This is a genomic window from Moellerella wisconsensis ATCC 35017 (genome assembly GCF_001294465.1).
Taxonomy (GTDB): domain Bacteria; phylum Pseudomonadota; class Gammaproteobacteria; order Enterobacterales; family Enterobacteriaceae; genus Moellerella; species Moellerella wisconsensis.
The window spans coordinates 478,396-503,504 of sequence record NZ_LGAA01000018.1; the positions used below are offsets into that span (position 1 = coordinate 478,396).

Annotated in this window: 18 protein-coding genes and 1 tRNA gene; 11 read left to right on the forward strand and 8 right to left on the reverse strand. The window is 41.3% G+C overall.

From position 1 onward, the window contains the following. Window positions 1–703 precede the first annotated feature (703 nt). From M992_RS10175 to cmoB, 3 genes are all read left to right on the forward strand, one after another. Window positions 704–1,102 carry an MAPEG family protein gene (locus M992_RS10175; RefSeq protein ID WP_053908466.1) on the forward strand — a complete coding sequence of 133 codons (399 nt, stop codon included), beginning with the start codon at window positions 704–706 and terminating at the stop codon, window positions 1,100–1,102. A 158-nt stretch (window positions 1,103–1,260) separates the two neighbouring features. Then, complete coding sequence (gene cmoA, locus M992_RS10180; protein WP_047256491.1) at window positions 1,261–2,016, forward strand: carboxy-S-adenosyl-L-methionine synthase CmoA; 756 nt, start codon at window positions 1,261–1,263, stop codon at window positions 2,014–2,016. After that, a complete protein-coding gene (cmoB, locus tag M992_RS10185; RefSeq protein ID WP_053908468.1) occupies window positions 2,013–2,984 on the forward strand; it encodes a tRNA 5-methoxyuridine(34)/uridine 5-oxyacetic acid(34) synthase CmoB in 972 nt (323 codons plus the stop codon). Before cmoA ends, cmoB begins: the two co-directional genes overlap by 4 nt. Window positions 2,985–3,148: 164 nt before the next feature. Here cmoB and cutC read toward each other — a convergent pair whose 3' ends face one another. Further along, complete coding sequence (cutC, locus tag M992_RS10190; RefSeq protein ID WP_053908470.1) at window positions 3,149–3,907, reverse strand: copper homeostasis protein CutC; 759 nt, start codon at window positions 3,905–3,907, stop codon at window positions 3,149–3,151. A 139-nt stretch (window positions 3,908–4,046) separates the two neighbouring features. Beyond that, window positions 4,047–4,601 (reverse strand): VOC family protein, encoded by a 555-nt coding sequence (locus M992_RS10195; RefSeq protein WP_053908472.1) that lies wholly within the window; start codon window positions 4,599–4,601, stop codon window positions 4,047–4,049. A 250-nt stretch (window positions 4,602–4,851) separates the two neighbouring features. Here M992_RS10195 and argS point away from each other — a divergent pair, with 250 nt between their 5' ends. Then, window positions 4,852–6,582 carry an arginine--tRNA ligase gene (argS, locus tag M992_RS10200; protein ID WP_053908476.1) on the forward strand — a complete coding sequence of 577 codons (1,731 nt, stop codon included), beginning with the start codon at window positions 4,852–4,854 and terminating at the stop codon, window positions 6,580–6,582. A gap of 188 nt (window positions 6,583–6,770) precedes the next feature. On the opposite strand, the gene murJ is transcribed toward argS, so the two are convergent. Next, complete coding sequence (murJ, locus tag M992_RS10205) at window positions 6,771–8,306, reverse strand: murein biosynthesis integral membrane protein MurJ (RefSeq protein WP_047256486.1); 1,536 nt, start codon at window positions 8,304–8,306, stop codon at window positions 6,771–6,773. 182 nt (window positions 8,307–8,488) lie between these two features. Continuing rightward, a complete protein-coding gene (rimJ, locus tag M992_RS10210; protein WP_047256485.1) occupies window positions 8,489–9,061 on the reverse strand; it encodes a ribosomal protein S5-alanine N-acetyltransferase in 573 nt (190 codons plus the stop codon). A 263-nt stretch (window positions 9,062–9,324) separates the two neighbouring features. On the opposite strand from rimJ, the gene mdtH reads away from it, so the two are divergent. Together mdtH and M992_RS10220 are read left to right on the forward strand one after the other, a co-directional pair. After that, window positions 9,325–10,530, forward strand: coding sequence for a multidrug efflux MFS transporter MdtH (gene mdtH / locus M992_RS10215; RefSeq protein ID WP_053908478.1), 1,206 nt, complete (start codon window positions 9,325–9,327; stop codon window positions 10,528–10,530). A gap of 42 nt (window positions 10,531–10,572) precedes the next feature. After that, a complete protein-coding gene (locus tag M992_RS10220) occupies window positions 10,573–11,133 on the forward strand; it encodes a lipoprotein (RefSeq protein ID WP_053908480.1) in 561 nt (186 codons plus the stop codon). A 147-nt stretch (window positions 11,134–11,280) separates the two neighbouring features. Here the strand turns inward: M992_RS10220 and M992_RS10225 are convergent, their stop codons facing one another. Both M992_RS10225 and ghrA read right to left on the reverse strand, forming a co-directional pair. After that, a complete protein-coding gene (locus tag M992_RS10225; RefSeq protein ID WP_053908481.1) occupies window positions 11,281–11,841 on the reverse strand; it encodes a TorD/DmsD family molecular chaperone in 561 nt (186 codons plus the stop codon). 72 nt (window positions 11,842–11,913) lie between these two features. Continuing rightward, window positions 11,914–12,855: a glyoxylate/hydroxypyruvate reductase GhrA gene (gene ghrA, locus M992_RS10230; protein ID WP_053908483.1), complete on the reverse strand. Its 942-nt coding sequence runs from the start codon at window positions 12,853–12,855 to the stop codon at window positions 11,914–11,916. A gap of 573 nt (window positions 12,856–13,428) precedes the next feature. Here ghrA and adhP point away from each other — a divergent pair. From adhP to dauA, 3 genes are all read left to right on the forward strand, one after another. Then, the gene (gene adhP, locus M992_RS10235) at window positions 13,429–14,448 is read left to right on the forward strand and encodes an alcohol dehydrogenase AdhP (protein WP_053908485.1); all 1,020 of its coding nucleotides are present in this window, start codon (window positions 13,429–13,431) and stop codon (window positions 14,446–14,448) included. 669 nt (window positions 14,449–15,117) lie between these two features. Then, a tRNA-Ser gene (locus M992_RS10240) sits at window positions 15,118–15,207 on the forward strand. 272 nt (window positions 15,208–15,479) lie between these two features. Beyond that, on the forward strand, window positions 15,480–17,168 hold the full coding sequence (dauA, locus tag M992_RS10245) for a C4-dicarboxylic acid transporter DauA (RefSeq protein ID WP_053908487.1): 1,689 nt from the start codon (window positions 15,480–15,482) through the stop codon (window positions 17,166–17,168). Window positions 17,169–17,494: 326 nt separating this feature from the next. Here the strand turns inward: dauA and M992_RS10250 are convergent, their stop codons facing one another. After that, complete coding sequence (locus tag M992_RS10250; RefSeq protein ID WP_053908489.1) at window positions 17,495–19,804, reverse strand: glycoside hydrolase family 15 protein; 2,310 nt, start codon at window positions 19,802–19,804, stop codon at window positions 17,495–17,497. A 199-nt stretch (window positions 19,805–20,003) separates the two neighbouring features. After that, the gene (locus M992_RS10255; RefSeq protein ID WP_053908491.1) at window positions 20,004–20,744 is read right to left on the reverse strand and encodes an ROK family protein; all 741 of its coding nucleotides are present in this window, start codon (window positions 20,742–20,744) and stop codon (window positions 20,004–20,006) included. Window positions 20,745–21,228: 484 nt separating this feature from the next. Between M992_RS10255 and glgB the strand changes: the two genes are divergently transcribed. Together glgB and glgA are read left to right on the forward strand one after the other, a co-directional pair. Next, on the forward strand, window positions 21,229–23,445 hold the full coding sequence (glgB, locus tag M992_RS10260; RefSeq protein ID WP_147638174.1) for a 1,4-alpha-glucan branching protein GlgB: 2,217 nt from the start codon (window positions 21,229–21,231) through the stop codon (window positions 23,443–23,445). Window positions 23,446–23,447: 2 nt separating this feature from the next. Then, window positions 23,448–24,890 (forward strand): glycogen synthase GlgA, encoded by a 1,443-nt coding sequence (gene glgA / locus M992_RS10265; protein ID WP_053908495.1) that lies wholly within the window; start codon window positions 23,448–23,450, stop codon window positions 24,888–24,890. Window positions 24,891–25,109: the final 219 nt, after the last annotated feature.

Consider the following 25,109-nt stretch of genomic DNA (forward strand, 5'->3'; position numbering starts at 1 on the left):
GAATATTAAATCAGCAAAATCAAGTTGATGTGTTAAAAAAATAGTTAAATAAATGCTAATTTTATTAATCGGATATACCGCCAAAATCATTTAAGTTGCAAGAAGGCGGCAGTTCACCAAAATAACTCCAGCCAAAAAGCAATAGCGGCTCAAACAAATTATTTTAGTACGACCAACACTCTGGCAACGTGAAGGATGATAGAGATATACAGATACACACACCATTAATGAATAGCATTGATTTTATGTGACTCTTAGCACTATGTACATATTGAATGTTTTAATTATTATATTCTATGCTTAATCTCAATACATTTAACTGATTAGTCCGCTTGTTTTCCAACCCATATGCTAGCGCATGCTGACTATTAAGCAACAAAGCCCATGCATCACGTTCTATTTTCCCCATGTTTTGTACTCTAATCGAAGCCTAATTAATTTAACCATTATGATCAACTACTGATTATTTCAATTAAAATCAACAAATTACAAGCATCCTTATAGATATCATAAGAATATATGACTGAAATAAGGTGTCAATGCAGAGAGAAACAATCAAGAATAATATTAAATATACTAATATTTGCCTGTATGATATCCGATAAAATCTTTAATATTAAAGACTGTTAGTGACAGCGGTAGCTCATTAGTTGTGAGATTTATCACTTACTTAGCCGACTAGGATAATTATTGGAGTAAAAAAATGGTCAGCTCTCTGTATGCTGTTTTGGGTGCATTGCTATTAATTAAATTATCGCTCAACGTAGTTAAACTGAGAACACAGTATCGTGTCGCTTATGGCGACGGTGGCTTTTACGAATTACAAACTGCTATCCGCGTACATGGCAACGCCGTCGAATATATTCCGATGTCTTTGTTGCTATTACTGTTTATGGAAATGAATGGCGCACACGTCTGGATGATCCACTTGTGTGGTATTATTTTAATTGCGGGACGCATACTCCATTCTTATGGTCTAAAAAATAGAGAATATTATTGGCGTCGTTCTGGTATGACTGCCACTTATCTTTCTATGGTACTAATGATTATCGCTAATATTTACTATTTACCGTGGGTTCAAATTTTCTCTTTTGACCTCTAATCTCCTCGTAGATAATCGCCCTAACGGCAGGCTTTCTGCCGTTTTCGTCTTTATTTTACAGTATTATTTCTCATCCCACCTTTGAATTGCTTTTCTGCATCGGGTAAATTTCTGCTAGAATCCCCCTCCACTTATTGTTTCTATTTATACAAGCCGTTATGTCAACTCAGGATCAACAACCAAAAGATAGCCTTTTCTCCGCCCCTATTGCTAATTTAGGCGATTGGCAATTTGACGAGAAAGTGGCCGAAGTTTTCCCCGATATGATCCAGCGTTCAGTGCCGGGCTATTCGAATATTATTACTATGATTGGCATGCTGGCAGGACGTTTTGTCACTGATCACAGTCAGGTGTACGATCTCGGGTGTTCGCTAGGCGCAGCCACATTATCGATGCGCCGTAATATTCAGGCTAAACAGTGCAATATTATCGCGGTAGATAATTCCCCTGCGATGGTCGAACGCTGTCGTCGTCATATTGATGCCTATAAAGCCGAGACACCTGTTGAAGTGATTGAAGGTGATATCCGCAATATTAAGCTGCAAAATGCCTCCATGGTGGTGCTAAATTTCACATTACAGTTTCTCAATCCAGAAGATCGCCAAACGCTACTGAATAAAATTTATCAGGGGCTTAATCCTGGCGGCGTATTAGTATTATCGGAGAAATTTAGCTTCGATGATCAACCGATTGATGAATTATTATTTAATATGCACCATGATTTCAAACGTGCAAATGGCTATAGTGAACTCGAAATTAGCCAAAAACGCAGCATGTTAGAAAACGTTATGTTAACCGATAGCGTAACTGCACATAAAAACAGATTGAAAACAGCAGGTTTTGAGCACAGTGAAGTGTGGTTCCAATGCTTCAATTTTGGCTCTATTCTCGCGGTTAAAGGAACTGGAAAATGATTGATTTTGGTAATTTTTACCGTGAAATAGCCACAGGTCGCTTAAGCCACTGGTTAGATGTTTTACCCGCGCAGCTCAGTGAATGGAAAAAAGAACATTTACACGGTAAATTTAAATCGTGGGAAAAAGTACTGGAAAATTTACCGGCGATCACTCCCACTACACTGGATTTAAAACATAGCGTGACCGCAACGCGAGAGCCTGAGTTAACCTCGGGCGAATATCGCTGTGTGTATAATATTTTGCGAGAATTTATGCCATGGCGTAAAGGTCCTTTTTCTTTATATGGTGTAAATATTGATACCGAATGGCGCTCTGATTGGAAATGGGAGCGCGTATTACCGCATATTTCTCCGTTAAAAGATCGCTATGTGTTGGATGTTGGCTGTGGTAGTGGCTACCACATGTGGCGTATGCTAGGCGAAGGTGCCGAATTTGTTGTGGGTATTGACCCGACACAACTGTTTTTATGTCAATTCGAAGCAGTACGCACCTTACTGGGTAATGATCAACGCGCGCACCTATTACCGGTCGGGATTGAACAACTTCCACAACTCAAAGCCTTTGATACTGTATTTTCTATGGGGGTGTTATATCACCGACGCTCGCCATTAGACCACTTATATCAGCTGAAAAATCAGTTAGTTTCTGATGGCGAATTAGTGCTAGAAAGCTTGGTTATCGACGGTGATGAGTTTCAATGCTTGATCCCCGGTGACCGCTATGCACAAATGCGTAATGTCTACTTTATTCCCTCAGCGAAGATGCTGAAAGTGATGTTAGAAAAATGCGGGTTTGTCGATGTGCGTATTGTTGATCAAGCGATAACTTCGCTCGATGAGCAGCGCAGTACCGAATGGATGACCACCGAATCACTGGTGGATTTTCTTGATCCTAACGATCAGAGTAAAACTATCGAAGGCTATCCGGCGCCCTTACGAGCAATATTAACCGCGCGTAAACCCTAATATCCACCAGCATATTTGATAATCTAAACGATATTAATGCTCTAACACCAATACTCCTTCTGACCAAAAAGAAACCCACATTAACCTGTGGGTTTTCTGAATCTGTTTTTGGAGATTACTGATTTTTCAGCGTAGTATGACTAAACAGTCTTTGGTGTAGCTAATTAATGCAAATTATTAGTTAGCGACATAAAATCTTTCATCGCTTCAACCGTTAATCCATCAACGCAATAATGTGTAAACTCATCCGTTTCACTGTTCGATGCCATAGTTACACCAACTTTGCGGTAATTCATGCTCGAAGAAACCGTCTTACCCGCGGAACTGTGCAGCTCAGTAATGCCCATTTCAATAAATTTAGTCAAATTACTCAATCGAACTCCCGCACCCGCCATAATGATAGGTCCATTAATTTCACGACTTTTATCATTCAACTGCTTTAATAGCGGTAAACCGAGTTCTGCATTTTGCTGCTGTCCAGAAGTCAATATTCTGGCGATGCCTAATGATTTTAATTGTTCTAATGCTAATAACGGATTCACGCACATATCGAAAGCGCGATGAAAAGTGACTTCTAATCCACGCGTTTCTCGCATTAACAGTTCCATTCGCGGCAGATCAATTCGTCCTTCGCTATCAAGCATACCAACTACCACTCCCGGAAAACCAAGCTCGCGGATCATTTGCACATCATCTTTTATAACCTCAAACTCCATGGTGTTATAACAAAAATCTCCACCACGTGGGCGAACAATGGGATGCACTGGAATATGAATGTTTTTTCGAGCATGTTTTAAACACCCATAGCTAGGTGTTAATCCACCTTCCGCAGCGCCTGAACACAATTCTATACGATCAGCACCAAATTCTTGCGCTATTTGCGCACATTCAATCCCAAAGCAACAAATTTCAAGTTTCGCCATAACCGCCCTCCAATAGCTATTAAAATAACGCAAATCGGTAAAAGATAATAATGACACCTATTTGCATTTGCTGACTTGTTTAATATCACAGCTTAAGAAGTTTTTTGTATAAATGTTAGATAAAAGCTTTTTTTGTAACCTAACCCTCACTTTCAACAATTTTTTTCAAAGAAAAAGGATGATATTTTAAGGTTGTCTTACCATCACTAACCGCTAATGTGAGATTAGGCAAACGTTCGTAATCACCTTTAGGTTGACTTATCTTAAGGCTGAAATTATGAGGTAACGGCTTGGGTAACAAAGCGCCAGCTTGCTCAATTAGCTGCTCTGGCTCAACATCAATAACTGCTTCGACATGCTCCCAACTTTCTTGTGGATAGACTTTATCTTTAGGAAACGGCAATTCGATAATAAAAACTGGCCAACCGGCAATATTTAACGGTTGAGCGAGTTCAAATAAATAGATAGGGCGCCCGTTGATTGATTTATTGGATATTAATTCAGCACACTGCGCTAACCCCTCACTCCAACGATGAGCGGTAGTCAATTGATGGCAACGTACAGAAATATGATCTATCGGGTAGTCAGCCAAAGAAATGCCTAATATCTCTGCCATTTGCTGCAATCGTTGTTCAAAAAGTGGTAAATCTGCGGCTAAATCGGCTAATTGAGCAATCTGGTTCAAAACATTCATACAAATAATATCCTTGGTGGTAAAATACTAGGCTGTTAAATCTTTAGCAGTTATTAAGTGGTTAGATGGGCGATTTTAACCTATTATCACCCCCCACCAAGCTATAACTTGCAGTATAATGGCTATGTTAGGTGGCATGCAAAATAACAATTATGTTATAAATCTCCTCCTTTAAACTTCATGGCTCTTTTCGTGCGTTGTTTGTAATGGCACAATACAACGACTTATGTTCGTAATTTAAGGTAATCCGGTGAATATTCAGGCTATTCTTTCAGATAAAATTAGTGCTGCGTTGCTCGCAGCGGGAGCTCCTGAGGGCTGTGATGCGCTAGTGCGTCAGTCCGCTAAAGTCCAATTTGGGGACTATCAGGCCAATGGCATTATGGGCGCTGCTAAAAAAATGGGTATCCCGCCCCGACAACTGGCCGAAAAAGTCATTGGTCTGTTAGATCTTGAAGGTATCGCCAATAAAGTTGAAATTGCTGGCCCCGGCTTTATCAATATTTTTATTGATCCGCGCTGGATTGAAAAAGGTGCCGAAGTTGCCCTGCAAGATGAAAAATTGGGCATTTCCCCGGTTGAATCTCAGACGATTGTTATCGACTATTCTGCGCCTAACGTGGCTAAACAGATGCATGTTGGCCACTTACGCTCGACAATTATTGGCGATGCGGCAGCCCGTACATTAGAATTTTTGGGTCACAAAGTGATCCGCGCCAATCACGTCGGTGACTGGGGGACTCAGTTTGGTATGCTGATAGCTTATCTAGAAAAAGTCCAGAATGAAGAAGCCAGCGATATGGCATTAGCTGATTTAGAAGTATTCTATCGCGAAGCAAAAAAATGCTACGACGAAGATGAAGACTTCGCTCTGCGCGCCCGTAACTACGTGGTTAAGCTGCAATCTGGCGATGAATATTGCCGTAAGATGTGGCGTAAATTGGTAGATATCACCATGGCGCAAAATCAACAAACCTATCAGCGCTTAAACGTCACTCTGACTGAAGACGATGTGATGGGTGAAAGCCTATACAACCATATGCTAGCAGATATTGTTGCCGATTTACGCGCCAAAGGGCTGGCGGTAGATAGTGAAGGCGCCGTGGTTGTTTATCTTGACGAATACAAGAATAAAGAAGGCGACCCAATGGGCGTCATTATTCAGAAAAAAGATGGCGGCTATCTGTATACCACAACTGACATCGCATGCGCTAAGTATCGCCATGAAGTGCTGCATGCAGACCGAGTGCTATATTATATCGACTCTCGTCAACATCAGCATTTGATGCAAGCATGGACTATCGTACGCAAAGCGGGTTATATTCCAGAATCGATGTCTCTTGAGCACCATATGTTCGGCATGATGCTTGGTAAAGATGGCAAACCGTTTAAAACTCGTTCTGGTGGTACCGTACGTCTGTCTGACCTGCTGGATGAAGCCGTTGAACGTGCAGAAAAACTGATCCGTAGTAAAAATCCAGAATTAAGCGAAGATGAATTACAAAAAGTGGTCACTGCGGTCGGGATTGGTGCGGTTAAATACGCTGACTTATCCAAAAGCCGTACTACCGATTATATTTTCGATTGGGATAATATGCTGGCATTTGAAGGCAATACTGCGCCATATATGCAATACGCATACACCCGCGTTGCATCTATTTTCAAACGCGCGGAAGTTGACCAAACGAATTTGTCATTGCCATTAGTGTTAACTGATGAGCGTGAAAAAGCTTTAGCTATTCGTCTGCTGCAATTTGAAGAAACTATTACTCAAGTGGCCCGCGATGGCACACCTCACGTTATGTGTGCTTATCTGTATGATGTCGCGGGATTATTCTCTGGATTCTATGAACATTGCCCTATTCTTACAGCCGAATCTGACGCACAACGTCAAAGCCGTTTAAAACTGGCACTGTTGACTCAAAAAACCTTAAAAACTGGCTTAGAGACTTTAGGTATTCAAACCGTAGAGAGAATGTAAGCACGCTATTATTCTCAATTCGGTTTTAATCCCATCATTAATAAAAAGAGCAGCCTAATGGCCGCTCTTTTTTATTGTCATTATTTGACTTAACATGAACGAGATTTTATACCCGCTCATCACTGAATAATAAACCCGCTACGCTATCCAATTATCGCCTTAGATATTATGACGTTAATATTGTTAGCTTAGATACTGCGCTGCATAAAATCACGTGGACGGAAACCTGAAACATAAAGTGCGGCAAAATAACTGCTGGCACCCAAAATAACCACTAAAATCAAGCGCAGCATACGCATCAGCATATTGCCTTGTTCCCAAGCTGGCATTAAATATAACAGCCCAAATAGCACCGCCACCATCACAACTAGCGCAAACAATAATTTGCCTAGGAATTTCCCCCAGCCAGCTAATGGTTTGAAAATATTACGCTTACGTAACTGCCAATATAGCACTCCGGCATTGAAACAGGACGCCAAACCAATCGATAATGCTAGCCCCGCATGCTGCAAAGGCCCAATAAAGACTAAGTTCATTAATTGAGTTAAAATCAGGGTGGCAATCGCAATTTTAACCGGGGTTTTAATGTCCTGGCGTGAATAAAATCCAGGCGCCAAAATTTTCACCACGATCATTCCCATTAAACCAACGCAATAAGCCATCAGTGCTCGTTGAGTCATCGCTGCATCAAAAGCCGTAAAATTACCGTATTGAAACAGTGCCACCGTCAAAGGTTCAGATAAAATCGCTAATGCGACGGCGCAAGGCAATGCTAGCAAGAAACATAAACGCAGTCCCCAGTCCATTAAACGGCGGTATTCTTCATGATTACCACTGGTGAAACTCTTGGCTAACGATGGTAATAAAATGGTTCCCAAGGCGACACCAAGTACACCTGAAGGCAACTCCATTAAGCGATCCGCATAATACATCCATGAGACTGAGCCTGATTGTAAGAAAGAGGCAAAAATTGTATTGATAATTAATGAAATTTGACTCACTGAAACCCCAATAATCGCCGGTCCCATCAAGCGCATGACTCGCCATACACCGCTATTTCTAAACGATAATCTTGGCAGAACTAACATGCCAATTTTTTTCAAATGTGGCAATTGGTAAACTAATTGTAAAATTCCTCCCACTAATGCTGCCCAAGCTAATGCCATTATCGGTGGGTCAAAATACGGGGCTAAAAAGGCCGCAAAGAAGATCATACTGACATTCAATAAGGTGGGAGCAAACGCTGGAACAGAAAAACGATTCCAAGTGTTCAGAATAGCCCCAGCTAAAGAAGCTAGAGAAATCAAAAAAATATAAGGAAAGGTAACCCGCAATAATGAAGTGGTTAAGATAAACTTATCGGCATCTTCACTAAATCCGGGGGCAGTCACATAAATAATCCACGGTGCGGCAACGATACCGGCCACCGTGACTAATGCCAAAATTAATGTCAACATCCCGGCGATAAATGCAATAAAAGTACGTGTCGCTTCCTCTCCTTGCTGACTTTTATATTCGGCCAGAATCGGAACAAACGCCTGAGAAAATGCCCCTTCGGCAAAGATCCGTCGCAACAAATTCGGCAGTTTAAACGCTACAAAAAAGGCATCAGCCGAAGCGCCGGCACCAAAAAAACGCGCAATAATGGCATCACGCACAAAACCGAGAACACGCGACATCATGGTCATGGAACTGACCGCCGCTAATGATTTTAATAAATTCATGATTATAGGTACTGAAATTAAATAATCGTGCAAGTTTACCAGCAGTGCTGCCTGCTGACTACGACTGAAATTTTAATTCGGCTGCCTTATAAGGTCACTCGCGTATATTCCGTATATTCACTTATTATATCGAGAGCGAGCCTAGATAAGCCTGAATAAAAATAAATGAAAAATTGCAGATGTTATCGCGTCCGCGTAGTTAATGCGGTCAATACATGGTCACGCCAAACGCCGTCAATTTGTAGGTATTGTTTCGCATAGCCTTCGCGTTCAAAACCAAGCTTAGTTAATAAATTGCCACTGCGAATATTATGTGGCATATAATTAGCCATGATGCGATGAATTTTTTGATGCTGCTGCATATAGCGAATAGTCGCTTGCCCCGCTTCATACATCAATTTTTGTCCCTGCCATTTCTCGGCGATCGAATATCCCACATAACACGCTTGAAACGCTCCACGCAGCACATTGCTGTAATTAATCACCCCGATAACTTGATCTTCATCAGGAGCTAATAACAGAAAATGAAATGCGCTCCCTTGCCGATGCAGTTCCGTCATCACATGCAACCGATTTTGCCAACCTGAAGGCTGGAAATGTGAGTTATCTCGCGTCGGCTCCCACGGTTTTAAAAACGCTTTATTTTCACAATAATAATCAGCTAAACGGTAGGCATCCCGTTCATAGGCTAAGCGAATTACCATTCTGTCCGTTACTAGGCGAGGTTTTGGCGCCCCATTGCGATAACCAAACATTTAACATCCTTAAAAATAAGCTAAAATCGCCGAATTATTGATTTATTTTAGTCATTAGCTATGGCTAGCTACAAATTAATTTCCGTATTGTAGGCCATCAATTATCTGCAATTTTTAACGAGATTGATAAAAATAAATTATCGATAAGCACCTGATGTATCGATTAAAAAATATCATGATCTAGTATCTATTCTGCTGATAATATTCTCAACAATTATTATTGATCTCTCTCCTCCTACTTTTGCTCTTTTTGATGGTGTGTAATGGCACAGGTATCGCAAGCAAGAAGTCTGGGTAAATACTTCTTATTATTTGATAATATGCTGGTTGTTCTCGGCTTTTTTGTCGTATTTCCCTTAATTTCAATTCATTTTGTTGAACAACTTGGTTGGCCCGCGTTAGTGGTTGGATTCGCGCTAGGACTGCGCCAACTCACTCAGCAAGGACTGGGAATTTTCGGTGGAGCAATCGCCGACCGGTTTGGTGCTAAACCGATGATTATTATCGGTATGCTAATGCGTGCTGCGGGTTTTGCTGTGATGGCTATGGCTAATGAACCGTGGATATTATGGTTCTCTTGCATTCTATCCGCTCTTGGTGGCACTTTGTTTGATCCACCACGTACCGCACTGGTGATCAAATTAACTCGTCCGCATGAACGCGGACGCTTTTACTCACTACTATTAATGCAAGATAGCGCAGGCGCAGTAATTGGTGCACTGATCGGCAGTTGGCTACTGCAATATGATTTTCATTATGTTTGCTGGGTCGGAGCCGCCGTGTTTATATTAGCAGCGCTATTTAATGCATGGCTATTACCGGCTTACCGTATTTCCACCGCCAAAACCCCAATCCGAGAAGGCTTAAGCCGCGTATTGCACGATAAACGTTTTGTCAATTACGTCATAACGCTGGCGGGTTATTTTATACTTTCGGTACAAGTCATGCTGATGTTCCCAATTATTATCAATGAATTAGCCGGTACACCCACCGCCGTCAAATGGATGTATGCTATTGAAGCCACAATTTCATTGTCGCTGCTATATCCTATTGCGCGCTGGAGCGAAAAGTATTTTCGTCTTGAACAGCGGGTCATGGCTGGATTATTCTTGATGAGTATCAGCATGTTCCCCATCGGGCTGACCCACTCTTTGCCCCTACTATTTGGATTAATTAGCCTGTTTTATCTCGGGATGATTATTGCCGAACCCGCTCGAGAAACCTTGAGCGCTTCATTGGCTGATCCTCGGGCACGCGGCAGTTACATGGGGTTCAGTCGTTTAGGTTTAGCCTTAGGCGGTGCGGTCGGCTATACCGGTGGAGGCTGGCTGTATGATATTGGGCATCAATACCATATGCCGCATTTACCGTGGTTTTTATTAGGCGCCATTGGTTTTATTACCATCTGGGCGCTGCATCGCCAATTTAACCAAAAGAAAATTGAAACCACCATGCTTAATGGTAATTAATGGTGTAAAATTAACTCATTAGATGACAAGGAGCATGTATCGATGAGACATATCTTACTGGCTGCAACCTTTGGCTTGATCACCCTACTTACTGGCTGTAACCAATTCAAAGAGTTCGGTATTAGTGAAGGGCTGATTAATGACTATTTAGCCAAAAATGTGAACTATAATCATCAAGTTGGGCTTTCCGGCGTGGTTGATGCCGATATCCAATTATTTGATTTATCTACCGAGATTGGTCGTACTGAACCCAATAAAATTGCCCTCACCGGGCAAGCAAAAATTTCGCTAGACAGCTTATTAGGTTCAACCACCGCACAAGTGTCATTAACGTTAACCTCTCGCCCTTACTTTGACGTAGCGACAGGTGCTATCTATTTGAAAGATTTAACTATTAGCAGCTATAAAGTGACACCTGAAAATATGGATGCACCTATTTCGGCGGTATTGCCGTATCTCAATAGTTCACTGCAGAGCTTCTTTGAACAGCAACCTGTTTATGTGCTGAACCCCGATAATAGCGCGGCAGAAGCTACGGCCAAAAAATTGGCCAAAGGCTTAGAAGTCAAACCGGGTAAATTAGTTATCCCATTAGTCGAGTAATTGACTAACGCCGCTATTGACGATAAAAAAATTCTATAGATAAACGCTAAAACGGGCCTTAAGCTATGCTTAGGTCCGTTTTTTTTGATTAAATTATTTTATCGATATTATTTTATTGGCATGATTTTATGGATAATAGTGACAGGGTCACTCAGCATTAGTAAGATCTTCAGACAAATCCTGATACAGCTCCGCCAATGCTTCACGAGTCATAATCGCCAAATTGCGGTAAAAACTGGTTTTGGCATGCGCTTCTACTTTGCCTAAAAAAGTACTGCTCCACGGCAGAATAAAACACTCAAAAAACTGAATCTGCGCATCAACTTCATCTTCTGCTGCTTGATCTTCCAACCAAGATGCTGACAATAACAGCCCGCCAAACGTATCCATCGGGGCTTCGCTGGTCATTGGCATGCCGCGCTCAACTAAGAACTCACGAATTGCGCTTTCTGGCTGCACATCATACTCCACGGCTCTAAACGGTACCGCAGGATCCGCTGGATTAAATAGCGCCTGATAATCTTGATCCAGCGCCGAAATATCAGCCAGCGGCTGCATACGCTCCCAAAGTTCATCTTGTTCGAGCGGCCACGCCGTTTTTAAGCTGCCATTAGCTATCATATCAAACAGTGGTTTCACCACCTGATCTTCCGGGGCACGCTGAAATAATGAGCCTAGAATACGGCAAACCATTGAAAATTCATTCATAGTATTATCCTTATTAAGTTTGCTCTATTCTCGCTAATTAACCGCCTGAATGTAAAGAAAAACAACCAACTATCAATATCCGCGTGTCATATCCACGACGGCATGCGGGGGGTGATTATTCTCAATCCGTTCAATATTCTGTTGAATAGTATCCATCGCCTCATCTGGACGGGTAAAAGCCGCAATATGAGGGGTCATCGCTACCCGTGGATGAGTCCAGAAAGGATGCATTTGGGGCAGCGGCTCATGCGTGAACACATCTAACGACGCCCCTGCAACTTGCCCACTATCCAGTGCTTGTAGGAGATCCTGTTCAACTAAATGCGCGCCACGCGCTAGGTTAATCACAAATGCACCCGATTGTAACTGATTAAATAATTGACTATTCAGAATTCCTACAGTCTCGGGAGTGCTCGGTAACAGATTAATAATGACTTTGCTACCAGATAAAAATCCACTCAGCTGATCGTTACCATGAAAATTTTGCACTTCGTTAAAGTGTTTTTCCGTCCGGCTCCAAGTGCGAACAATAAAACCAAAATCAACCAGTCGTCGAGCGACCGCACTACCGAGCGCGCCTGCCCCCATAATGCCAATGATAAAATCTTCATGGCGATAAGCAAGCAGTTGTTTCCAAACACGTTGGGATTGTAGTTGGCGATATTCATCCATACGGCGAAAATAATATAACACCTTCGCCAGCGCATATTCTTCCATTTGAATCGCCATGCCAGTATCTTCTAACCGCATTAATGGAACACCTGCCGGTAAAGTTCCCGGATGGTCAAGCTCTTGTTTAATAATCGCATCAACCCCAGCCCCTAAGGCAAAAATTCCTTTTAAATCCTTGCGTGAAGCCAACATTTCATAAGGAGGAAGCCACACCATGGCATAATCGGCCGGAGCATTATCTCCCGGCAACCATTGACGTATGTTAGCCTGAGGTAATCGCTCTCTCATGCCCTCGATCCAAATATTTGCATCAAAAAATGGATGATAAAAGATAATATTCATGGTCTTCCTCCTAGGTTAACAGATAGATTGTTCTGAATAGAACTCAGTTTCAAGCAAATATAATTACTCTGCTAAGGCTAAGCTCTAAACTGTTAACTCGTTAACGCTTTTTAACTCAAAAGGTTGCAGTTTGATTAATTTTTTCTCATCGTAAGAAGTCTAGAGGCGGAATATTAGCCACTGTTACCCATTCTTTAGTTCTCTCTATTATGGATATGCCCACTGTTATTAGTATTTCATAAAAATAACTTAATAAATTGAGCTCGTTAGATAAAAATATACAGTAAAATAGATATGAGATTAGCTAACAAGTAAAAAGATATACTCAGTAAAAAATATAATTTGAGTACAGAACACACACAAAAACAGTGGATTTACTGTTATTTAATAAATAATAATATTATTATTTATAAGCCTATAGATTAATTATCAACCGTATATCCATATGAAATCATTAGATTATCATTATGACTTTATTCCGAATAAAAATAGACTTATACTCGGATTATATATTATTTAAATTAATATATAGATAGAGAAAAATTAATTATAAACATTTTATGGAAATAATCTATGAAAGCAGCTGTTGTTGGAAAAAATAAAACCGTTGAAATTATTAATAATAAAAAATTACGTCCACTAAAATATGGCGAAGCCTTATTAAAAATGGAGTGTTGTGGTGTTTGTCATACTGATCTGCATGTAAAAAATGCAGATTTTGGTGATGTTACCGGTGTAATCTTAGGGCATGAAGGCATCGGTATAGTTACCGACGTTGCTGAAGGTGTAACTTCTTTAAAAGTTGGCGATAGAGCTAGTGTCGCATGGTTTTTCCAAGGCTGTGGTCACTGCGAATATTGCAACAGTGGCAATGAAACTTTCTGTCGCGAAGTCAAAAATGCCGGCTATACGATTGATGGGGCAATGGCTGAGGAATGTATTGTCACCGCTGATTACGCAGTAAAAGTGCCTGATGGATTAGATTCTGCAGCAGCAAGTAGTATCACTTGTGCTGGCGTAACAACCTATAAAGCAATTAAAAAATCTGAAATTCAACCGGGTCAATGGCTAGCTGTTTACGGCTTAGGTGGATTAGGTAATCTTGCACTGCAATACGCCAAAAATGTATTTAATGCCAAAGTTATCGCTATCGATGTTAATGATAGTCAGCTTAAATTGGCTAAAGAGTTGGGTGCCGACCTAACTTTAAATCCAAAAACAGACAATGTAGATGAAATTATTCAACAACAAATTGGCGGTGTTCATGCTGCGGTAGTGACTGCGGTGGCTAAATCTGCCTTTAACTCAGCGGTAAACAGCGTTCGCGCAGCTGGACGAATTGTCGCAGTAGGCCTGCCTGTTGAAACTATGGATCTTAGTATTCCACGTCTGGTATTAGACGGCATTGAAGTGGTAGGTTCATTAGTCGGTACACGTGAAGATCTAAAAGAAGCGTTTCAATTTGCCGCAGAAGGCAAAGTTGTTCCTAAAGTAACAATGCGTCCTCTGGAAGATATCAACTCGATATTTGAAGAAATGGAACAAGGTAAATTTACCGGCCGTATGGTTATTGATTTTAAACACAATCATTAATCCGGCAAAAAATAATTTAACGGCTAGATTGGCTAATCTAAACTAACCAATCTAAATAAGCACAGGATAAATTATTTTGAAATAGTACGATAAAATAGGATCGCCTTGATAATATTGAGGCGATTCATTCATTTTATGATATCAGCCTGAGTAGATATCCATCCGTCTATTAATCCCATAACTTCTTAGTTTTGATTGATACCGCATTAGAGTAGGAAAATTCATAATTTAAATTACAGGCTCCATTTACAGGGCCAACGCTAGAATTTTGATCTATATCTTATTAGTATTATGACAAATGACCGGCTCTACTTTTTCATCAATAACCATCTTCCTCTGGTATTATTCCGTACAAATGTTCTCCGTTATACAATTTTGTGTTAATACTAGAAATAATGCTCGGCATTAATAATAGCCACATCACTAACGCATTATTTTCGTCATACTCATTTTTAATGCGCTTTAAACTACTTTTAAGTTTTATCGCGGCACTATTGCCGTTTTCTTCAACAAATTGTTTTTTATTTGTTTAAACAGCCGCAGAAAATAGAAAAAAATCAAATATTCAGTTGACGATGAAGGTGCTTTTCCCTATAGTAGCGCCCCGTTGCAGAGTGAGTTACAGCGCATATTAGCGCCAACTGAGTAACATAATTTGTGACCAAAATTGGTGAGGTGTCCGAGAGGCTTAAGGAGCACGCCTGGAAAGTGTGTATACGTGAAAACGTATCGAGGGTTCGAATCCCTCCCTCACCGCCATCTTCGATAAAAAAGCCCAGATGAAAATCTGGGCTTTTTTACATGCTAAAATGCTTTCTCTACCACTGTTCATTCTCTCCTTATACATCCTCGAAGCTATAACCTAATTTGCCCTCGGTTATTATGTTATAATCATTAGCAATTATATTGGATTAGATAAACCACATTCTGCAGTTTTTTTGATAAATAACAGCCTCTCGACGATTAAACGGCGTATGATCCCTGTCGTTTCTCTCTTTTCTTAACCACCCTGTTATTCTGGTAGGGGTACAATGAATACAAAAAAAATTAATAGTTTACGTCCATTTAGTGCATTAATTGATTCCTGTTGGAAAGAAAAATACTCTTTCGCTCGTTTTATTCGTGATCTTATTGCAGGGATTACTGTCGGGATCATTGCTATTCCTTTAGCGATGGCGCTGGCAATTGCCAGTGGGGTTCCGCCACAATACGGGCTCTATACCGCGGCTATTGCTGGGATTGTGATTGCGATTTCTGGCGGCTCACGCTATAGCGTTTCAGGGCCGACCGCCGCATTTGTGGTGATTTTATATCCGGTATCGCAACAATATGGGCTGAGTGGCTTACTTATCGCGACATTGATGTCCGGTATTATTTTGCTAGCAATGGGCTTTGCCCGTTTTGGTAAATTTATTGAATATATTCCGGTCTCGGTCACGCTAGGATTCACCTCCGGGATCGCTATCACTATTGCCACCATGCAAATCAAAGATTTCTTTGGTTTAGAGATGGCACATGTTCCGGAAAACTATGTCGATAAAGTTATCGCTTTGGCTCAATCAATGCCAACACTGCACTTTAGCGATACTCTGATCGGTTTAACCACCTTATTAATTTTAATCTACTGGCCCAAACTGCGATTAAAGTTACCCGGTCACTTACCTGCATTAGTCGCGGGAACGGTAGTCATGGCAATTTTGGCCTATTTTGACCATCCTGTTGCCACCATTGGCTCTCAGTACAGTTATTTTCTCAGTGATGGGACACAAGGCCAAGGCATTCCACCTATCCTGCCGCAGTTTGTCCTACCGTGGGAATTACCGGGAAATGCACCACTCTCTTGGGCAACCATCACCGCATTAATGCCCGCGGCTTTTTCTATGGCGGTATTGGGCGCAATAGAATCATTATTGTGTGCCGTGGTGCTGGACAACATGACCGGTACAAAACATCATTCAAACAGTGAGTTAGTCGGCCAAGGTTTGGGCAATATTGTGGCGCCATTTTTTGGTGGGATCACTGCAACAGCCGCAATCGCCCGCTCTGCGGCTAATGTTCGTGCGGGTGCGACTTCGCCAGTCTCCGCCATCGTGCATTCTATCTTGGTACTACTAACTCTATTAATTTTGGCTCCGCTGCTATCTTATTTACCCTTAGCCGCGATGTCCGCTCTGTTACTAATAGTCGCATGGAATATGAGCGCCGCGCCCAAAGTGATCGATTTACTGCGCCGTGCCCCCAAAGACGATATTATTGTGTTATTGATTTGCTTATCATTAACCGTATTATTCGATATGGTGATTGCGATTACTGTCGGCATCGTGCTAGCCTCTTTATTATTTATGCGTCGTATCGCTAACATGACACGTATCAGCGAACTTGCCGAAACGGATCCTGAGAAGAAACTGTTGGTAGTACGGATTAACGGCCCATTATTTTTTGCTGCCGCTGAGCGTATTTTTGAGGAGTTAAGGCTTAAAAGCGCCGGTTGCGATACCATTATCATGCAGTGGGATGCCGTTCCAGTACTAGATGCAGGTGGATTAGAAGCTTTTCAGAAATTTATCGATGAAGTAAAAAAAGATACTCATATCGCAGTCTGTGAAATCCCATTCCAACCATTAAAAACCTTAGCTCGCGCTCGGGTTACCCCCATTGAGAACGTGCTCAGTTTCCATAACTCTGTCGATAGTGCCTTAAATACCTTGGGATTAAAATAATCCCTGTGGCTAGCAGCTCTATTAATATGCTGCTAGCCACTATAACGGCAGTAATGCTCGGTTTAACTAGCGAAATAACCAAAATATTAATGCCCAAGTTATTGCAATGATAAGCGTGAGATTACAAGCATATCATCGCCACTCGGGCATTAAGTTAATGGTAATATAGCTATATTGGGTTACACACTGTCGCTCATGGTGACTACATTTCATGCCAGCTATATTGTGATGCAACGCTATCGCATTGAAGACAATATTGTATGGACATACAGGCTGTACTTTAAATTATATAAGGCTATGCTCAGCTTAGTTAAGTCTCGCGTGGATCAAGCTATTATATCAATCTGCCAATCACGCCCTTCCCAGCCTCGTCCATCAAACCTACGAGTAAATTGTAGCGTTTTTCCACCTAATCCACTGACATTCACCATAACACCATACAGCCCTAAACCAAGGGGTTGACTGGTTTGTTCTTTAATATCCTGCCAATTATCATAGCCATAATGCAAAACAAAAGGCTCTTGAGACTCAATCCAAAGCTCATGACTCACAGGTACTGCGCCACAAGATAAATTATCACGCCAATGACGCGCGCGGGCAACCGGTGGCTGATCGCGATAGCGTCCACTGACCGATGTTAACTGCTCAATAGCCACACCGGTTTTTTGTACATAAATAAGTTTAATCAGTTCTGCATGCGCCCAAATCAATGGCATCGCACTGCCACTAGGTCTGCCGGTAATTAATCCCCGCTCTGGGATGCTAGGCTTATCCCAAATTTGCTCAGGCAACATTCCCCCCGTACTGGCAGAGGCTAAAATAGCGTTCAAATACGGCTGAATATCTTCTTTGCACGCTGCGGCATAGTAACCACGTTCACCACTGAGTAATGGCCATAATCGCCCAACACCGCTACCATCAAATGCGCGTCCATCATCATGCTCACCATAACCATCTTGATTATAACGATAATAATAAGGACCCGCAGGCAATTGAACACACAGTAATTTATCCACCAGCTTAGTGGTATCTTGAATACGCTTATCTGATGCTTTACGTAACCCTAAGCGCACTAAATACAGATATTCCATCCCTATTAGTGCTCGGGTGTTAATGGTTTCATTATTGCGATTACGCAACATCACCTCACCAAAACGCGCAGAATGGCAATTAGGATTTAAGCGGATATAGTGACCAGAAATAGCTAACTCCCGATCAAGTTGGGTATTGGCTACATACACCCAGGATTCTAAACGCTCATTCCAATCATCAGCTAAATCAAGAGCGTATTGCTTATCGCCGTCCTCAAGAAAGCCCGCTTGTGCCCCCGCCACTAATGCTGCAATTGAAACGGACAAAGTAAATGGATTAATACCGGAGTTTTCTTCCCAGCGATCTTGTGGACTGGCTGGACCATATTGAGCAATAAATGACAGCGCCTTACGCGCCATTTTTATCGCGGCTCCTTGCATTTCGCCAAGTAATCCTTGTTCATGAAGTTTTGCCGCAAATAGTACCGGCAAAGCTACTTCATCTAATTGAATTCCCTGCCAATAAGGTTGACCATCAGTAAAATTATTCTGCATCCAATGACCATCTGGCTGCTGAATAGCAATTAAATAAGCCATTAAAGCACGGACTTCAGCGATTAAACCACACGCCAACATCGCAAAACCAACTTCGACAGAATCTCGAGGCCATACCAGATGATATCCCCCCGGGTCTTTATGAGTATCGCCCCACGGAGTACTTAGACTAGCCACTAACGCTCCCGGGAAATTACGTCCCTCATGGGTTTTTATAACAGCAATCGAAGTACGAACTGCATCGGATAATCTTTTTGGCAATTTATCCAATCCCGGAAAATTGACAGTTTCATGCCATGCTGCCCATAAATAGGCATATTGTCGCCGTGCTTCTGGATAACCTGCCGCCAACGAGCTATGGGCTAAGGTCGCCGCGCCTTGTGCGCTGTCTGAAAAAGCTAACGCTAGTACTCCAGAATTACAGTTAAGCTCACCCATCATAGCTATATTGCCGGGGCCAGCTTGCTGATATTCCCAGCGCATACAACCATTTTGATGAAAATCTTGCCATCCATCTGAGCAACCAACATAGCCAACACTCCCTCGAGTAAAGCCATTTTTTGCCGCTAATATTAAATGATGGTCTTTTTTATGCGCCACTAACCCTTGTGCTGATATTGAGCCGTAATTGTTATCGCCATCTCCCGCTAAATGGGGAGCTAATAATGGGTATAGCTTTAACCCTTCGCCTTCAAGCTGGTATTTTATTAACAGTACGTCACGGGCAGGATCAGTAATAATCTCAAGTTCAAGACGATAACGTTCATGCTGATGGACAATTTTTGGCAGAGGTAAAGAAGATGATGGTGTAGTTAATTCATACTGATGGACACGCTTGACTTCTGACCAAAAATCATCTCCTGCGATAATGAAACCTAGATCACGGATCTGCGGGGTGCTGCACGAGGGCCAATAAACTTCATTTAAGATGCCATAACCCAGAGTAAACCACACGCGGCCTTGTCCTATTGCCGTCCCAACCATATCTTTAGCGCTACTGGTCCACGTTGCTGTACTTCCTGGCCCGCCGGGGGCTTGTTGTTCGCTCATTTGTATTCTCCAATTCAAAGAGAGAACACCATTGACTGCTCTAATGCATAATTATCGATTATGTATCAGCTGCGTGTGTTCCAACTTTATACCAATCAGGTAGGCCTGGTTATCCAGCTATTTACCTAAAATTAAACCCTCATTGAGCTCCGTTAACACCTAAAAATCAATAAGATATGCACACTCCACCCTCAATGGGTTATTGCCCCCAAATTCTAAGCCCGCCCAGAAACGCCTTGTCGTTATCGCCACGGCGAACATGTTCAGGCAGTTCGGTGAAATGATGAATATTACCGCCTCCGATCACCACATAGTCCGGCATAAGCGCCTGATAAAAAATATCGATGATACTCAGGACACTTTGGCGCCAAACATCATCGCCAACAGACTCACGATAATGCTCACTGGCATAGTATTCATAATCATGCTCAAGGTAAGGAAGATGAGCAATTTCCATCGGTTGTAATTGCTGATTCACTATCAACGAACTTCCCAATCCTGTTCCTAGGCCTAAAAACAACATACTCCCACCTTGATAACTACCAACGGCTTGCATTGCGGCATCATTGATTAAACGTATCGGACAGGCAAAAGCTTCAGCTAAATCGAAATCAACCCAGCCAGGACCTAAATTTACCGGCTCTTTTAAGATACGATTACCAGAAATAGGCGATGGAAAACCAATACTGACACCATCAAATAAAGTCGGATTAACATATTGATTAACATCTTGAATGAATTTTTCCGGCGTCATCGTATGCCCAGATACAAACTCAATCGCCGGCGTATTAGGTTCAGCATATAGTTTGATGTGGGTACCACCGACATCAATAACTAGAATTCGTTGCGTGGTAGGCACTTCTGAGAGAGTTATCACACACGAGGTTTTATTTGTGCAAGGCAGAGGTTTTGTTACAGAAATAGAGTGTGTGCAAGACATAAAAATAAATCCTCGTGTTTAGCGTTAAGCATAAATTTTTTATTAATTACCAGAAACTTTTTCGCTTATACCGATATACTCTAAAATAACAGTTTTAACGAATAATTTTTTCTCTTTTATTAACGAAATAATTTACTATAAATTACAATCAATAATTGATAATAAATTTAACTTCCATTTTAATAAAAAAGTATAACCACAAAATATCTTTATAAAAGTAAAAACAATGTAAATTAAATAAAATTTAACCGCAGACTTATAATGACTATCACCAAATGACTTACTTGGAATTAAACTCATTATTTATAAATTAATTAAAACATTTCATTTTATTTGTAATTATAATCATCTATGCTTGTTTTAAATATAAAAAGAAATCATCATACACAACAAGAAAATAGTCTGAGTTTAATATACTTTCTATCGCCATCTAAAAACATAAATAATATCTAAGATATTTATTCCAGGAGAGATCAGGGAAACAATGGAGCCGAAATTAAACTCAAAAAAAATTATTAATAAATTATTTTCCGGAAGTTATCGCGATCCATTTTCATTTCTTGGCATGCATAGACATAAAGAAGTCATATATTTTCGTGTGTTACTTCCTAATGCTCAACAAATAACGGTATTAGATAGGTTAACGGCAGCCCCCGTACTTCAATTATCTTGTATAGATCAACGTGGTTTTTTTTGCGGTTATACTCGCGACTTAGATGCTAACTTTAATTATATTTTGCACATTAACTGGGGAAATTCTCAGCAAATTATCGAAGACCCCTACCGATTTGGAACATTACTTAGTGATACAATAAATCAAACTGGAAATAATATATTTTCATTTGAAATATTAGGCGCCCATTTACGCCAGCTTGATGATATTGTAGGAACACATTTTTGTCTTTGGGCACCTAATGCCCAACGTGTTTCAGTAGTCGGTGATTTTAATTTTTGGGATGGTCGTCGATATCCCATGCGTTATCATCCTAAAAGTGGTATTTGGGAAATTTTTCTTCCTGCAATTCCCGCTGGAACTCGCTATAAATATGAAATACTCGATGCAAACGGTGAAATTCAATTAAAGTCCGACCCTTACGCATTTTGCAGTCAATTACGCCCAGATACCACATCGGTGGTTTCACCGCTTCCGCCAAAATATCAATCAACAAAACAACCAACCCAAGCGAATCAACGTAATCAACCGATTTCTATTTATGAGGTTCATCTTGGCTCATGGCGACGCCCACACCATAATAATCACTGGCTGAGTTATCGCGAATTAGCACAAACACTGCTTCCTTATGTAAAACACATGGGGTTTACCCATGTAGAAATATTGCCTATTAGTGAACATCCATTCGATGGTTCTTGGGGCTATCAACCTTTAAATATTTATTCCCCTACTCGTCGTTATGGCTCACCGCAAGATTTAATCTTTTTTATTAATGAAGCACATCGACAAGGTATTCATGTGATCCTTGATTGGGTTCCTGGTCATTTTCCCTCTGATCCCAGTGGGTTAGCAAACTTTGATGGAACGCCATTATATGAATATGCCGATCCGAAAGAAGGTCGTCATCGTGATTGGAATACCCTAGTTTATGACTATCGCAGCCCCGAGGTACGCCAATTCTTAGCCGATAATGCAGTTTACTGGATTGAACGTTTTGGCTTCGATGGGCTGCGAGTTGATGCTGTTGCTTCCATGATTTATCGTAACTATAGCCGACCTGACGGTGAATGGATCGCTAATGAATATGGCGGCAATATTAATCTTGAAGCCGTCTCTTTGCTGCAAAATATCAATCAGCAACTGCATAAAATACAGCCCGATATATTACTATCTGCTGAAGAATCAACCGATTTTACCGGCGTCACTCTTCCGCCCTCTGTCGGAGGATTAGGTTTTAACTATAAATGGAATATGGGATGGATGCACGATACGCTAGATTACCTGCAACTTAACCCTCTTATTCGTAAGTTTCATCATAATAAACTGACTTTTAGCGTAATGTATGCATGGAGCGAAAATTATATTTTACCTTTATCTCACGATGAAGTCGTCCATGGAAAAGGCTCGTTACTGCACAAAATGTCCGGCTCTCCCGAGCAAAAATTTGCCACTCTACGCGCCTATTATGGCTTTATGTGGGCGCATCCCGGTAAAAAACTGCTTTTTATGGGCGGTGAAATCGCTCAATGGCGAGAATGGGATCATGACGGAGAATTGGACTGGGCATTAGTGGAGCAGCCAACTAGCCCGCATGCGGGTGTACAACGTTTGGTTAAAGACCTCAATTTCACGTATCGCAATACACCAGCACTGTACGATAACGATCATAATCCGCATAGCTTTGAATGGCTTATCGTTGATGATAACGATAATTCAGTATTTGCTTTTATTCGTTACGCCTCGAATGGTGATCCATTATTAATTGTGAGCCATTTTACGCCAGTAATCCGTACGCATTACCGTATTGGCGTCAAAGTGGCCGGGGAATATCAAATTCTTCTAAACAGTAATGCGTCTATTTATGGCGGGGATGATATCCACAGCGGCACAACTATTTACAGCCAGCCTATCAAATCTCACGGCTGTAATAACTCAATTGAGCTAACTCTCCCGCCATTATCAACACTGTACCTTAATCTTAAATTATCGTTACAAGCGCATAGCCAACCACAAAGGAGTGAGGCATAAAAATGAACGTATTACATGTTTGTGCAGAGTTTTTTCCTTTAATAAAAACCGGGGGGTTAGCAGACGTTGTCGCCGCATTGCTCCCAGCACAGAGGCAGCATGGTGTTGATGCGCGGGCTTTGTTGCCCGGATATCCTGCGGTAATGAATCAGGTTACTGATAAACAAAAAGTCACTACACTAAATACTTTCGCCGGTAAAATTACACTCTATTATGACCAATACCAAAATTCCCCGCTGTATATCATTGATGCCCCACATCTTTATCAACGCGAAGGCAGCCCATATCATGATGAGCATCATAATGCCTATCAAGACAACTATCTGCGCTTTGGCTTGTTGGGTTTTGTGGCCGCAGAGCTTGCCAGAGGCGGTGACTCACTCTGGAAAGCCGAGGTTATTCACGCTCACGATTGGCACGCAGCTTTAACTTGTGCTTATTTAGCCGCTTATAATTATCCGGCTCGCTGTATATTCACCATACACAACATCGCTTATCAAGGACTATTTGCACCTCATCATATGGATGAACTGTGGTTACCGCCTGAATTTTATAATGTTGAGGGAATGGAGTTTTATGGCCAGCTCTCCTTTATGAAAGCCGGTTTATTTTATGCTAATCATACTAATGCCGTAAGCCCGACCTACGCCAAAGAAATTTTACATCCTGAATATGCTTATGGTTTAGAGGGGTTATTAAATCAACTGAATAAAGAACAACGCCTTAGTGGTATTTTAAATGGGATAGATACCGAGGTATGGGCACCAGATAGCGATGAATTAATTGTCCAAAAATACAATCAATGCAGTTTAAAAAAGAAAGTTAAAAATAAACTCGCATTACAAAAATCATTCAATTTACATCAACAAACTGAGCGCCCATTATTCGCTGTGGTAAGCCGTATGACCCACCAAAAAGGCTTAGATTTAATTTTTGATGTTTTACCCAACTTACTTGATTCTGGCAGTCAATTTATTCTTCTGGGTCATGGAGATAAAGATATTGAGAATGCTTGTCGCCATGCTCAATCACAATATCCCGATCAAATCCGTGCACTTATCGGTTTTGATGAGCCATTATCCCATCAAATTATTGCTGGTGCCGATGTGTTAATGGTTCCAAGCCGCTTTGAACCCTGCGGATTAACTCAACTTTATGCATTACGCTATGGTACTTTGCCCCTCGTACGCCACACTGGCGGACTCGCCGATACAGTTAAAGATTGCTCATTAGAAGCGATTAAACAAGGAACATCTACCGGTTTTGTGTTTTACGAAAGTGACCCGACAGATTTAAAAGCCGCTATTGATAGAGCCTTGATATTATGGGACTCTCCGGCTCAATGGCAGCAAGTACAAAAAAATGCAATGGCAAAGAATATTGGCTGGTATCAATCCATTGAAATGTACTTAGAACTATATAGCAGGCTATTAAATGCAGGATAAATCAGCCCGCTTCAAAATATTTACGCGACTCTCTGCCGATTTAATTTTGAAACATTTAACAATAAAGATAGTCGCTATAAAAAATAATTTAAATTTTGAATCAGCCACTTATCTTCAATGATGGACTGTGCGAAGGTATCACAAGGTCTGCCGCTTTATGCGCCATACTGCCCGGTAAGGTCAACCTCGTACGGTTCCTTCGATATCATTCTTAGTCTC